The 13,605-nt window shown below is 55.1% G+C and carries 14 protein-coding genes; 3 read left to right on the top strand and 11 right to left on the bottom strand.

Features of this window, described 5'->3' with window-relative positions; genetic code table 11:
* Window positions 1-2 precede the first annotated feature (2 nt).
* Together IPM59_09550 and IPM59_09555 are read left to right on the top strand one after the other, a co-directional pair.
* Window positions 3-443, top strand: a complete 441-nt coding sequence (locus IPM59_09550) for a hypothetical protein (protein ID MBK9215827.1) — start codon at window positions 3-5, stop codon at window positions 441-443.
* Window positions 440-1,285: an ImmA/IrrE family metallo-endopeptidase gene (locus tag IPM59_09555; protein ID MBK9215828.1), complete on the top strand. Its 846-nt coding sequence runs from the start codon at window positions 440-442 to the stop codon at window positions 1,283-1,285. Before IPM59_09550 ends, IPM59_09555 begins: the two co-directional genes overlap by 4 nt.
* A 91-nt stretch (window positions 1,286-1,376) precedes the next feature.
* Here IPM59_09555 and IPM59_09560 read toward each other — a convergent pair whose 3' ends face one another.
* The 7 genes from IPM59_09560 to IPM59_09590 form a co-directional block, all read right to left on the bottom strand.
* Window positions 1,377-2,339 (bottom strand): hypothetical protein, encoded by a 963-nt coding sequence (locus IPM59_09560; protein MBK9215829.1) that lies wholly within the window; start codon window positions 2,337-2,339, stop codon window positions 1,377-1,379.
* 437 nt (window positions 2,340-2,776) lie between these two features.
* Window positions 2,777-3,949, bottom strand: a complete 1,173-nt coding sequence (locus IPM59_09565; GenBank protein ID MBK9215830.1) for a VWA domain-containing protein — start codon at window positions 3,947-3,949, stop codon at window positions 2,777-2,779.
* Window positions 3,950-4,029: 80 nt separating this feature from the next.
* The gene (locus tag IPM59_09570) at window positions 4,030-4,839 is read right to left on the bottom strand and encodes an ABC transporter permease (GenBank protein MBK9215831.1); all 810 of its coding nucleotides are present in this window, start codon (window positions 4,837-4,839) and stop codon (window positions 4,030-4,032) included.
* Window positions 4,840-4,903: 64 nt separating this feature from the next.
* A complete protein-coding gene (locus IPM59_09575) occupies window positions 4,904-5,260 on the bottom strand; it encodes a four helix bundle protein (GenBank protein MBK9215832.1) in 357 nt (118 codons plus the stop codon).
* A gap of 23 nt (window positions 5,261-5,283) precedes the next feature.
* Window positions 5,284-6,219, bottom strand: a complete 936-nt coding sequence (locus IPM59_09580; protein ID MBK9215833.1) for an ABC transporter permease — start codon at window positions 6,217-6,219, stop codon at window positions 5,284-5,286.
* 114 nt (window positions 6,220-6,333) lie between these two features.
* A complete protein-coding gene (gene ubiE / locus IPM59_09585; GenBank protein ID MBK9215834.1) occupies window positions 6,334-7,062 on the bottom strand; it encodes a bifunctional demethylmenaquinone methyltransferase/2-methoxy-6-polyprenyl-1,4-benzoquinol methylase UbiE in 729 nt (242 codons plus the stop codon).
* Window positions 7,062-8,336, bottom strand: coding sequence for an insulinase family protein (locus IPM59_09590; protein ID MBK9215835.1), 1,275 nt, complete (start codon window positions 8,334-8,336; stop codon window positions 7,062-7,064). Before IPM59_09590 ends, ubiE begins: the two co-directional genes overlap by 1 nt.
* 285 nt (window positions 8,337-8,621) lie before the next feature.
* On the opposite strand from IPM59_09590, the gene IPM59_09595 reads away from it, so the two are divergent.
* Window positions 8,622-9,947, top strand: a complete 1,326-nt coding sequence (locus IPM59_09595; protein ID MBK9215836.1) for a TonB family protein — start codon at window positions 8,622-8,624, stop codon at window positions 9,945-9,947.
* 48 nt (window positions 9,948-9,995) lie between these two features.
* On the opposite strand, the gene IPM59_09600 is transcribed toward IPM59_09595, so the two are convergent.
* From IPM59_09600 to glgP, 4 genes are all read right to left on the bottom strand, one after another.
* Window positions 9,996-10,268 carry a hypothetical protein gene (locus IPM59_09600; protein ID MBK9215837.1) on the bottom strand — a complete coding sequence of 91 codons (273 nt, stop codon included), beginning with the start codon at window positions 10,266-10,268 and terminating at the stop codon, window positions 9,996-9,998.
* Between the two features lie 140 nt (window positions 10,269-10,408).
* Complete coding sequence (locus IPM59_09605; GenBank protein ID MBK9215838.1) at window positions 10,409-10,696, bottom strand: DUF971 domain-containing protein; 288 nt, start codon at window positions 10,694-10,696, stop codon at window positions 10,409-10,411.
* A complete protein-coding gene (locus IPM59_09610; protein MBK9215839.1) occupies window positions 10,693-11,382 on the bottom strand; it encodes a hypothetical protein in 690 nt (229 codons plus the stop codon). The genes IPM59_09605 and IPM59_09610 overlap by 4 nt, the downstream gene beginning before the upstream one ends.
* Complete coding sequence (gene glgP, locus IPM59_09615; GenBank protein MBK9215840.1) at window positions 11,379-13,574, bottom strand: alpha-glucan family phosphorylase; 2,196 nt, start codon at window positions 13,572-13,574, stop codon at window positions 11,379-11,381. Before glgP ends, IPM59_09610 begins: the two co-directional genes overlap by 4 nt.
* Between the last annotated feature and the right edge of the window lie 31 nt (window positions 13,575-13,605).

Here is a 13,605-nt window from a genome sequence, read left to right on the forward strand (position 1 = left end):
TAATGAATAGAAAAGTGAAATCATCCGGCGAAAAGAACAAACACGAGCAGATGATCGATGCGATCCTCGGGAGCGACGAGGAAATGAGTAACGAATCGGCTACCGAGATTCTCGGACTCTACGGCCTGACCGACAACGATCTGATCGACAGTTTCAAGGCGTCGATGTCAAAAAGGCTGCAGGAGCTTCCTGCGGATTCCGATGACGCAAAGAGCCTTGGAGGCCTGCTGCGAAACGTTCGAGATTATCAGAAAGGTCTGACGGGCGAAAGGCTCACTCCCAAGGAAAGGATCGCGAAGCTGCTTGACGGGTTGATAACACCGCCCACTGCGGTGAGCTATGCCTTCCGCGAGCGAAAGGACGGGGAACTCCCGGACTCGGACAAGCAGATCCTTGATGATCTGAAGCGCGAACTTCTCGACGGGAGCAAGGGAAACAAGTGACTCACAGCCCCGAGGATTATGCGCGAGCCCTCTTGACGCATCTGAAGATCGAGAGGGTCGATGACGTTGAGCAAGCGGCGAAGCAACTTCGGCTGTCGATACGGGAAGTGTCTTCGACGAATTTCGAAGGAGCCCTCGTCCGGATTCCGCAGAGCCGGGAAGGAATTATCGCTCTTAAGAACTATTTTAGGGAGCCTGCCCGGCGGCGGTTTACAGTCTTACATGAAGTCGCCCATTTTATCTTGCCGGGGCACGGACAGGACGAATGTTATTGCACAAGCGCCCAGATAGAATCCTGGCGGAACGACGCTATCCGCCGACAGGAATATGAAGCAAACCGGTTCGCCTCAGAACTTCTGCTGCCGTCGAGAGTCCTGTATCCGATCGTGAATTCCCGTGACCTTACACTTGCGCGAATTAAAGAACTTGCCGCTCAATTCGACACATCGCTAACCGCGACGACCGTAAAGTCCGTGGACGTAACGGAAGAGTCCTGCGCCGTGATCTGCAGTGTGAACCGTAAGGTCAAATGGGTTCATAAAAGCGAGACATTTCATTATAATATTCCGGCAATGATTCTTGGACAGGACTGTTTGGCCGGGCAATTGTTTGAAGACGGTGCCACTCAGCAACTCGAAGGACCCGTGGCTGCGAGTTCGTGGACCGAAAACGACAACGTTGAGCGAGGAAAGGAATTTTGGGAAGAATCGATTTCCATGCCTTTCTACGGGAGCGTGCTAACGATCCTTACCGCTAGGGCGAATAGGAGCAAGTGTGTTCGCATTACCCCGCAGGCTTCAAATTTTTCAAGGGCGCGAGTTTCGAATACCTCATTCAACTAGGCTTGGATCGGCTTCGTAAATCGCTTTTTATTGCTCCGCTACATCTACGCCTCGTTCGCGCCGAAGCACCAGCAGATGGATCGGAATTCAATCACGATAGATTATCCTTATCGATTAACTTTTTGGCTTGCAGGGCAGCGGCCTCGTCAAATTCGGTGTATTCGAAACTGGTCTGCATCTTCTTATGTCCGGCTCCGCGTTGGGCGAGTTTGTCAGAGTAGCCGAGTCGGCTTAACCTAGTTATCCAGTCACGGCGGAGGTCGCGTAGGCGAAGATCGGGGTAGCCAGCGGCCGTTCGCACAATTTCCCAGGATTTCTTATAAGTTGTGTGTGGGAAAACCATGTTGTCGAGACGTGCGGCATTGGCCGGCGTTACATTCTTTGAATGCTCCAGGAATCGCCAAAGTTCGAGAAACGCCTTTTTCATACGTTCGGTAATCACGGCCAAACGCTCTTCGCGTAGTTTGCCCTTGTAAGAAACCAACCTTGTGATATTGCGAAATTGTCCCCTCTCGTCAAACAAGTCACGCCATCGAATTGGTTCGTACTTAGACTTGTCTTCGCTGTAATCATTCACCGGATAAAGCTCGTTAGGTCTGGCTCCGGAGTCTCGGAGTGAAATAATAAGAGCGTAAAGACGAGGAGCAGAGGTGGTGATCAGCTTTCTGGCCTCCTTGAGGATCTTCTTTTCTTCAATATTGGTGACGGTGACTGTCCGACGATTCTCCAGGGATTTGTCAATAAGCCCATCGAAGTCCGGCACTTCTTTGATCCACTTCTTTTTCTTGGCCTTTCGGAACATCGCGCGAACCGACTCGAAATCCCGATTGACTGTTGTGATCGAGACAGACTTGAGCCGCTTCAGTTTGTATTTCCTGAAGATGGTCTCATCCATTTCGTTGATCAATTCTCGGCCGAGTTCTGCAGCGATACGATCGATCTTTAGGCGTTCAGATTCCCATGTCCTCATGCCTTCGACCTTCTTACCGTCAGAGTAAACAGGAGGGATAACGTATTCTTTCTTATACCAGTCGGCGAGTTTACGGAAAGTCATACTACGGCCTTCGATGTAACCTTGACCGCGAGCATCGCTTTCTTCTAAGATTTCACTTGCCAGTTGTTCGGCATGGGTCGGATTGAGAGCTCTTTTATAGATCTGTTTTACTTTTCCGTTTGAGTCGCGAAGTTGTACTCGGGCATACAGATGCCCGGTCTTCTTATCAGTCCAAACGTATCCAGCTTTTCTCCGTCCCATCTAACTATTTTCTAACTATTTCTAACTGTTTTCTAACTATTTCGAGTTAGTTTAGAAGGATAGTATAAACCGAGAATAGCTTGAAAATAAAGGAAATATGGGGTTAAATGGCGATTCTAGCCCGAAGCGATTTTCGTCAATAAGTGGCTTTTAACCATTGGGTCCCAGGTTCGAGTCCTGGTCGGATCACCAAGATCGTAAAAGGGCACCGTTTTGGTGCCTTTTTTTCTGGCAGATCAATTTGATGGCGAAGGTGACGGAGATGGGGTCGGTGCGGCCGGTGCGGCACCAACGACATAGCTGTCGCGAGCGCGAATGACGAGGTTGGGGCGGTTTACCCGGACCTTGATCGACTTGCGTTGGCCCTGAATTCCTTCGCGTCGCGGCACGTAGCCGATGTTGTATTGGCGGCGAAGCTCCTCGGCAATGCCTTCAAACGCCCTGGTCAGTCCGCCCGGCGTTGCTTCGGGGCGGAAGACGCGGCCGCCGGTCGCATTCGCCAGGTCCTCAAGGTATCGCCGACCGAGGGCGTAGTCCGCAGCGGTCGTTCCGATCATCGGCCCGCCGCCGAAAATGTCCGGAAAGGAACTGCGATTGCGGCGGCGATTCTCGAAATAGGTGTTGTAGTAAATAGGGAAGACCAGCGAATCGGACTCCTCAGCGTAACTTAGCGTGCTGTCGTAGGTGCGTTTTCCCGATGTTGTATCGACACCGTCCGTGAAGAGAACTACGGCCTTGCGGCCGGGGATGCTTCCGAGCTGCTTGCGAAGGGCCTCATCGACAGCTGTATAAAGCGAGGTGCCCTGGCCAAAATTCGCCTTGTTGATGGCTTTGAGTATCTTTTCGCGGTCCGTCGTGGCCTTTGTGCGCACCTTTACATCCCAATTGAACTCGATGACGATCACGCTGTCCTGCGGTTCGAGCAGATTGACGAACGCGGCAGCAGCGCGTTTTATCTCGTCGATCCGGTACTCGGTCGAAGGACTCGTATCGAGAACCAGTGCGATCGTGAAAGGTTTGTCAGACGTGCCGAAATACGCTATATCCTGTTCGACGCCGTCCTCAAAGATCTTGAAATCTGACTGTCTCAGGCCCGGGATATACAGGCCGTTACGATCAAAGACGGACACAGGGATCGTGATCAGATTGGTCTCGACGCGAAGGATCTCATCGTTAGGGTCAGACGCCGCGGCATCGGTTGTCGATGGCGTCGTTGAGCGATCGGTTGGCCTGGCGACGCGTCCGGGCCGGGGCGTAGATTCCGAGTATTGATCAGGAGTCTCGACCGGCGACTGCGGCGACGGTGTTGGCTTGGCGTCGATCCTGCGTCCCGACTGAGCAAACTGCACGCCTGCGAGTGCTAACAGGGCGACGAGGATGATCACAGGACGTATGGCGTACTTTGACATCAGATCAAGCGGCTGTCCGTCAACTTTTGATGCGCCCGGACGCAGAAAAGGTTGATAAATTCTCGAATGCCGACGCGGGACTACCGCCGCCGCTGCTTCGGATCGAGATACTCGCGAAGGCCATCGCCGATAAAGTTAAACGCAAGCACCGTCAAGGCCACGGCGGCACCGGGAAAGAACAGAACGTGCGGCGAAACACTGAAAAACAGCCTTGCCTCTTCGATCATCGTACCCCAGCTCGGTGCCGGCGGCGGGATGCCGAGGCCGAGAAAAGAGAGAGACGCTTCGGACAAAACAGCACCGGCCATGCCAAGTGATGACTGGACGATCAGCGGTTGTATGGCGTTGGGCAGAACGTGCGTGAACAGGATCCGCATGTCGCCCGCGCCGAGGGCGCGAGCGGCCATTACATAATCGTATTCGCGTACCTTCAAGACCTGTCCGCGCATGACGCGCGCATAACCGACCCAGCCGATCACACACAGCGCTGCGATGAGCTTGCCCTGTCCCGCGCCGAGAAACGCAACCAATGCGATCGCGAGCAGCAGGCCGGGAAATGCAAGAAAGACGTTAAAGATGTAGCCAGACAGTAAAGTATCGACGAAGCCACCATAAAACCCGGCGATCGCCCCGATAATGATGCCGATGACAGCTGAGACGACGACGACCGAGATGCCTACCTCGAGTGATATTCTCGCTCCATAGACGGTCCTTGAGAACACGTCACGCCCCACGCCGTCCGTGCCGAACCAGTGCTCAGCGCCCGGCGATGCATAACGCAATTCCAGATTCTGGACCGTGAAATCGTGTGTCGCGATCAGCGGCGCGAATATAGCGGCCAGGATAAATACCGCCGCGATCACCAAACCTATGTAACCCAATCGACTCATCGAAAAACTAAAAACTAAAAACTAACAACTAACAACTAAAAGTGAAAGAGCAAGAAACGCCCACCTATTTTGAGGGCATACTTGTCGTTTTGACTGTTGCAACAAGCATTTTTATCAACTCAGCACAGTCATGCGACAGGCTTTCAAACCCGTTTCCGTCAATGTATTTCGTGTCTTTTAGAAGGCTGAGCCAGTATTGGGTTTCGTTAGCTTCCTTAAGTGCGATCGTCATTTTGCTGCGGAAGTCGGCTCTTGACTGGCCAAACTCAGCCTCTCGAATTAAGGCACCAACAGCGGTTCCAGATCGCAACAGTTGCTTGCTGAGCACAAATTCCTTCATGTCACTGCACAAATATCTATTAAGTTCAACTATTCTGATCGCGAATGCGTAACTCTTATCTCTCAAGATCGATTCCCTCATTTTTAACTTTTAGTTTTTAGTTCTTAACTGAGTCTGATTCTCGGATCCAGCTTGCGATACACAAGGTCGGTCAGCGAATTTGCCAGTATGAAGGTCACGCTGATTACCAGCACGCAGCCCTGCACAAGGCGGTAATCGCGCTTGCCGATGCCGTCCTCGAGAAGCAGCAGGCCGAGGCCCTGCCAATTGAAGATCCTCTCCGTGATGATCGCGCCGGCGAGCAGTACGCCGAGCTGCAGGCCAAGGATCGTCACAACGGGTATCAGGCCGTTCTTCAGGACGTGCTTGTAAAGCACCATTCGCTCGCCGACGCCTTTGGCTCGGGCGGTGCGGACGTAATCCTCTCCGAGTTCCTCGATCACGCTCGAACGGACCATTCGTGTCAGGATCGCGGACAGGGCGGCCCCGAGCGTGAACGCGGGCAGCACGATGTCCTCCGGATACAGGCTTCCGGTGGCCGAGAACCAACCGAACTTGACCGCGAAGAAATAGACCAGAAACGGCCCTACGACGAATGTCGGCAACGAGATGCCGAGCAGGGCAAAGACGGACGCAAAGTTATCGATCAACGAATTTTGTCGCGAGCCTGCCAGCACGCCGAGCGGGATCGCAATGCCGATTGCCACGAGCATCGCCGCGATCGCGAGTTTGATCGTGGATGGATAGCGCTCGAGGATCATGTCGCGCACGGGCCTGTCGGACTGGAAGGACCGGCCCAGGTCGCCGCGAAAAAGGCCCAGCCAATAGTCCGCATATCGATTATCTGCCCCGTTCCAGACGATCCCTCCGTCGCCGTATGAAAAGAAGAACGCCGGCCGGTCAAGGCCGTGCTTCGAGTTGAAACTGTCGATCTGCTCTCGTGTTGCGGTCTCGCCGAGAATGGCCGTTGCGGGTTCGCCCGGCACGATCTCGATCAAGAGAGTGACAAGCGATACCGCCGTCCAGATGACGAGCAGCATCAGGCCAAGCCGGCGAGCGAGGTTGGCGAGCTTGTATTTCAGCCTAATCTCTCCTTGAGGGCACGCAGAGTTTGCATTCTTTCAGAAAATTCCCGAGGTACGGAACACTAAACTTTAAATCGGCTTTGCCCCTGAGTGCAATGCCGCAATGCCGCCAGTGAGGTTTTGGTAAGAAACTTCTGTAAAACCGGCCTTCTCCATAAGTTGTGCAAGCGAGCGTTGGTCGGGGAACTTTGAGACGCTCTGCGGCAGGTATCGATATGCGCTTTGTGAGCCGCTGACGAGGCCTCCGATCCTCGGCAGCAGCGTCGAGAAATAGAACTCATATGCCTGGCGAAACACGGGCAGCCGTGGGTGTGAGCACTCGAGGATGACGAGCCGTCCGCCGGGCTTTAGTACACGCCGCAATTCAACGAGGCCATTCTCGAAATTGGGCAGATTCCGCAGCCCGAATGCGATCGTGACCGCATCAAAGGTGTCGTCGGCAAAAGCTAGTTCCATAGCATCGGCCTCGACATAGTCGATCGATAGGTTTGCCGCGCCGTTCTTCGTTCTTGCGACCGCCAACATCGGGCGGCAAAAGTCCGTTCCGATAACTGTCGCTTTCGACTCTCGTTGAAGTTCGACTGAAAGGTCACCTGTGCCGCAAGCGACGTCAAGAACGACGGCGTCGGCATTGCCCAAAATGTCTTTTAGCTCGCGTTTTACGCGACGACGCCAGCTTTTATCGATATTGAGAGAGAGAACGTGATTGAGCAGGTCGTAACGGCCCGCTATGCCCGAGAACATCGCCTTTACCTCTCGCGAGTGTTCCGCCTCTTTTGCTGAAAGTTCGGCGGGCATCAATTGGCGGCGGGCGGCGTGTTGGCAAGAACGGTTACGATGGGACGGCGGCGGAGGCGCTCGGCAAATGCATTGACGTCCGCGAGCGTGACTGACTCAAAGGCCTTACGATACGCGTCGACGTCTGTGATCCGCAGCGTGTCGGCGTCGAGCCAGAAGGTCTCGACCGGCCGCTTTGCCCAGATCGATCTCAGTTCTGGTGCAGTAGCCTGGAACTCAGCGGTGGTAACGGCAGCGGACAAGGCTCTGGGGACGATCTCATTAGCCTCGACCTTGGTGATGTCCTTCGAGATTGCACCGAAGGCGATCCGAAAGAGTCCGGGGAGAACGTGCGTTTCGCTGACGACAATTACATCCTTGGCGTGTTCGTCGGGAACCGACGCCTTAAGCCGTGACTCAAGGATCTGGGCGAACACAAGCGATGCCGCGAAATCCTTATCGCTGCGAGCCGCACCTCGCATTGCCATCCGGATCGCCCATGCCTCGGGTTTTGGCGACGGCACCGTCAGCACCGCAACCGGCGGCTCGTCGGGCTGACGAAACGTCGATGGCACCTTCTTGTCTCCCTTTTGCCAGCCGCCGAGCAGGCGTCGGATCGCGAGGAACGCATACTTACGGTCAAAATTGCCGCTGATCGTCATGGTTGCGTTGTCTGCAGTCAGAAACCGCTGTCGGGCATCCACCAGGTCGGCGTACTCGATCTTGCCGAGCGAAGCGACGTTGCCCATATGTGGGCGTCCGTAGGGGAAATCGCCCAAGAGCCGCTTTGCGGCGGCTCGGTCGGCGACGTAGGCAACGTCCGTTTCAAGCTCCTTGACCTTTGCGATCTGCATATCGCGAAGCGTGACGGTCGTCGGCTTGTCGATCGGAGGTGTCGCGACAGCGCCGGCGACAGTTTCGAGCATTTGCAAGAGGAATTCGGGCTTTGCGGACACCGAAACCTCGATGTAATCGTATGTGGCGCTGACGTCGAGACTGCCGCCGAGGTCCTCGGCAAAATACTCCCGAATCTCCTGATTAGGAAAGAGGTTATTCGCCAGCATCTGCATCAGGCCCTCTTTGCCCTGCGGATCGAATGCGGAGCCTGAGTGAATGCGGATCCTGACAGCGACCTTGTCTGCCTTTGCGTCGGGCCACATCAGGACCTTGAGGCCGTTGAGTAGCTTCTCCTCGCGAGGCGTCTGCGAGAATATCACCGGTGCGACAAGTGAGATCAGCAGGAGCGCGATAACCGCGATGAAGACGATCTTTACGAATAGTTCTCGATTTTTCATCGTATAGCTTTGTGAGAGGCAAGTATGCTCAAGAAATTAGTTGCCGCAGGCATGAAACTCGTTGTAAACCGAGAGGCGCGATGGCCAGCTTGCAATGGAAATTATTAAATGCGGGCGGGCATCGCGTCAAACTGAAGGGGCATCTATCAGGAATGAGAAATTAGGCCCATCTACGGGCCGCTCGGCACGCGTTGAAAATCAGGCTGAAACTCTGAAATAAACGCGATATAATCGTTTTATCATATGTCGCTCGCCCCATGGAGGGCGTGGAATCGAGAGGCTGAGATGGGAAAGATCGTAAAGTTTTGCAGTTCGTGCGATGAAGGTTTTGCCGAGAAGTTCGGCTTTTGTCCAAATTGCGGGCAGGGGCTGACGGCCTTTGAGATGAATCCGGTTATCGCCGCAGTTGAGCCGCTCGCACCGACATTTATCGAGCCTGCCGCCGAAACGGTTGAACTGCCACAGGAGATGGCTCCGACGGAAGTCGTTGAGCCTCTATTAGTAGATCCGGCAACCGAAGTTATCGAGGAACCGACGATCGAGGCCGCCGCGATCGAAACGGCACCTGTTGAGACGCTTGAGCCGGAAGTTTTCAAGCCTGAGGTCGAGACCGTCATTGTCCAGAAGCCGGTCATTGTCCAGACGGCGCCTGTCGATATCGATCGCCAGCCCATTTCGCTCTCGGATGCCCATTCGCAGGCACAGTCCGACGGGCAGTATTATCTGACGGTCATCGAAGAGAAGGATACGGGCACGCGTAACAGCCTCTTGATGGGAGCGTCGGCATTGATGATCGTGGCGCTGTTTTCGGGTTTGGTCTATGGGATCTTTAGCAAGGACCTCGACGTAGGTTCGATCGGCGATGAAACGTATCTTGCTTCGCTGATCGACGCGGTCCCCATGGCCATCGAGGAAGAGAAGCAGCAGCAGCAAAAAGACAGCGGCGGCGGCGGTGGCGGCGGCGGCCGTGAGGAAGAGGAAACGACGCTCGGCGACCTTGCCAATCAGACAAAGGACCCGGTCCGTCCGCCTCAGGCAATTCCGAGGCTGGAGAATCCTTCGCTCATCCTGCCGCCCGCCTCGACGCAGGGCAATAGAACCTTTGAGCAGAAATACGACCGCTTTGGTGACCCCAACGGACGCTTCTCAAACTGGAGCAACGGTCCGGGAACAGGCGGCGGCCAGGGAACCGGGGCCGGCACGGGCCAGGGCAGCGGCCGCGGGACCGGAACAGGCTCAGGCGACGGCTCGGGCAGCGGCGGCGGACTCGGAGACGGCAATGGTGACGGATTTGGCCCCGGCGGCGGCGGGCCTCCACCACCTCCTTCACGTCCGGTGGGCGTGACGCAGGGCATCAAGATTCTCTCAAAGCCGCGTCCCGGCTACACTGACTCGGCCCGACAGGCAAACATCCAGGGAACCGTGATCCTGCGCGTCACATTTCTCGGCAGCGGCGGTATCGGCAGCATTTCGACCGTAAAGGGACTGCCTAATGGCCTAACTGAGCAAGCGATCGCGGCAGCGCGTCGGATCAGTTTTGACCCAGCGAAACGCGACGGCATCGGCCAAACCGTCACAAAGCAGATCGAATATACGTTCTCGATCTATTGATCTGAAACTCGATTGTGGGGAAGGCGGGCCCTGATCGGCCCGTCTTTTTTATATGAAAACGACAGATTGTGATGTGGGTATCTCAAACCGCTTGCGGCATCGCATATTGCGGCAGGCGAGCATGTCGTCCACACGGACCATATAGTCGCGGGAGTTGTTAAATCTGGCGCGGTCGTGGTCGCTCAGATTTCGCGGTGCATTTTTTTTCTTGGTGCGTTTCAGCCAGCGAACGTCGTACTCGGCCCGCTCGCGGCAGAAAGGACACGAAAAACTCGCCTTCTTAGTTTCCTGCCTCTCATCAAAGATATCCCGCTCGTGCATACCGACATTATACGGTTGAACGGTCGCGAAAGTCATTTTGGCGGCGGATTACACGGATAAGACGGATCAAGAGGACCGGACTAAAACGTCTTTTTCTGATCCGCGTTTATCTGTGATAATCCGCGGCCAAATTGGCGTGCCTAGAAAAGTCCCTTAAGGTATTTGAAGCTGTAAATGCCCGTATCGTGCCCATCAGAGAAGTGAAAATTCAACGCATACCGTCCGACGATCGATGTGTGGGTGATAGTGATGTCGTCGGCGATATTCCTGTCGTCGAGCGTCTTTTTGCCGGTCCATTCATCGACACAGCCGGCGCACGGGCATGAGCGGCGGAGCGCAGCAGCGGTGTAGCTGGTCTCGCTGTCGTCTGACCATTTGATCGATATCTCGCGGTTGGATTCTTCGACGATCTGGATTGGTTCGATCATTGTGTTTTTGGGAAAACGCGGCGATAGGCGACGATGTTGGTCGCGGTCATCAGCGGTATCGCGAGGTACAGGCCGATGCAGAATGCCAGATACCCGGCAATGGCGATACAGAAGTTGACGACGATCAGGCCGCCGACACCGCTCACATTCTTGAGCGTTGCGCGTGCGCTAAGCTTGATCGCATCCCAACTTGATAGCCCACGGTCAACGATCAGCGGGTAACTGAAGATCAACAGCGAATGGATCGTCACCATGACGAGTGCGATGACGATATCGACGGCGAGTACCATGAGAACACTGCCGATCATCTCTTCGTCACTGACGCGCGAGCCGCCCGCCGCCTTCATTATCAGGGGAAGATACATCGTGACGAAAAGCGCCAGAATGTAAACGACGATCGGGATGACGATCAGGGCTGTCACCAGCAGGCTCGGCCAAAAGAATTTGAATCCGACCCAAAGGTCATCTATCGACGGCTTTCCCTCGCCGTCGAGCACCTTTAGATATGAGTGAAAGATGCCGCAGATCATTGCGCCGATCAGCACATACATCGAGATGCCGCCGATCAATGCACCGACGATCGAGATCGCAAAGAGCATCCAATAATCGGGCTTTATTCGCTCCCATGCCTCTTTGAGACATTCGATAGGGCGTATCTGCCCGCGTGTGAATTCTGCCTCGGTCATTCTGCGTCGTAGATCCTCGTCAGGTAATCATTGAGCATCCGATCGCTCGAGAACTGCGGGGTTAGCGTGGCGATCGCATCTTTCATCATAGCGAGCCATGCGTCCGAATAGCCTTCCGGGCCGCGGTCGTAATAGGTCGGGATGATCTCGTTTTCGAGCGTTGAATAGAGTGATTCTGCATCGGCGGAGTCCATCTCAGCATCGGCGTCAACGTCGCGCGCGCCGATGGCAAAGCCATTTTCACCGTTATAGCCTTCGATCCACCAGCCATCGAGGACCGAGAAATTCAGGACGCCGTTCATTGCCGCCTTCATGCCGCTGGTCCCGCTTGCTTCCATCGGGCGACGCGGCACATTCATCCAGACATCCACGCCCTGGACGAGATGGCGAGCGATTTCCTGATCATAGTCTTCGATAAATACGGCCCGCCGCTGCCAATTGGAATCATGGTTGATGGACATCAGTTCCTGCAGGATGGTTTTGGCGGTGTTGTCCTGCGGGTGGGCTTTGCCGGCAAAAACGAACTGCACGGGCTGACCGACATCGTCGACGAGCCTGAGCAGGCGTTCAAGGTCCGAGAAGATCAGGTCCCAGCGTTTGTAGGCCGCGACGCGCCGTGCGAAACCGATAGTAAGGATGTCGGGCGAGAACAGCCCTTTGGTGCTCTCATGTTCATGGATCGTATCGATGTCGCCAATGTCGTCGGTCCGGGTCCGGTTGCGGATGAAGGCGATCAGCAGCCCCTTGAGCGACTGATGAGTGGCCCATAAGTCTTTGTTGTTAAGTGAGTTAACATATTCCGCCCAAGCGTTTGGATCACGGATATTTTCATGCCACGCCTCGCCGAAATGTCTTCGATACTGGTCCTGAAAGAGCGGAGCGATCCAGGTCGACGGGTGAACGCCGTTTGTGACGGACGTGATCGGCACGGCGCCGGCGTCAGCCAAGTCGGTGAACATCTTCAACCACAATTCCCGTGACACCTCACCGTGCTTTTCGCTGACGCCGTTTGACGAGCGGCACATCCTGATCGCGAGCGGCGTCATCCCAAAAAACTCTTTGTCGTCCGTCAGATCGGCGCGTCCGAGGGCGAGAAACTCGCCTTTGGTCAATTTGAGAGAGTCGATAAACTCATCGCTGAAGCACTCGATCAGCAGATCGGGCGGAAAATTATCATTTCCCGCCGCGACCGGCGTATGCGTGGTAAAAACGCACTTCCGCCGGACCGATTCGACGGCGTCGGCGAAGGTGCGTTTCGGATCCGCGGCAAGGTACTCGTGGGCAAGTTCTAGCGTCGAAAACGCGGCATGGCCTTCGTTGAGGTGATAAACCGATGGTTCGATGCCGAGCTTTCTCAGCAGCCGGACGCCGCCAATGCCGAGGACCTTTTCCTGCACGATCCTCGTCTCGGTATCGCCACCGTACAGATGGCCCGTTATCAGGCGATCTACTTCACTATTCTGGGGCAGATGTGTGTCAAGCAGGTAGAGCGAGACGCGTCCGACACGGGCGAGCCATGCCTGTGCCGTGACCTCGCGGCCACGAATGTGAACGCAGACGGTGAGGCGTTCTCCGTCCTCGTTAACAACAGGTGTTAGCGCTAATTCGGACTGAAAAATGTCGTTATAGCGTTCCTCCTGCCACCCGTCATGCCGCAGTGACTGTCGAAAATAGCCGTAGCGATACAAGAGGCCGATGGCCGTCAGCGGGAGATTGAGGTCGCTGGCAGATTTGAGATGGTCGCCCGCCAGAATGCCAAGGCCGCCGGAATAGTTCGGTAAAGAATTATGAATGCCGAACTCGGCACAGAAATATGCGAGGCAGGCAGGACCACCTGCGGTAGCGGGTGGTTGAACGCCCGCAGCCGACAGGTACGAATCAAGCTTCTCGGTGAACGAACTGAGTCTCGCCAAATACGCTGCATCATTCGCCCGCTGCCACAGCCGTAAGTTGCTTGCCTGATTGAGCAACAGCCTCGGATTCTGTTCGCATTTGTCCCACAGGATCGGGTCCAGATCGCGAAACAGGGCCGCTCCGTCGGGCTGCCACGACCAGAAAAAGTTCATCGAGATTCGGTCGAGTTCCGCTAGTGCCCACGGCAGTTTTCGGTTCAGGGAGAAGTTTTCTCTAAAGTCTGGCTGCTCTTTCGCGGTAGTTGGTTGTGCTGAGATATCGGTAGCGACCTCCGTCATAAATGCTTTTCTGGTATGGAACGAATATAAC

The sequence above is a fragment of the Chloracidobacterium sp. genome, from assembly GCA_016715795.1.
GTDB lineage: Bacteria > Acidobacteriota > Blastocatellia > Pyrinomonadales > Pyrinomonadaceae > OLB17.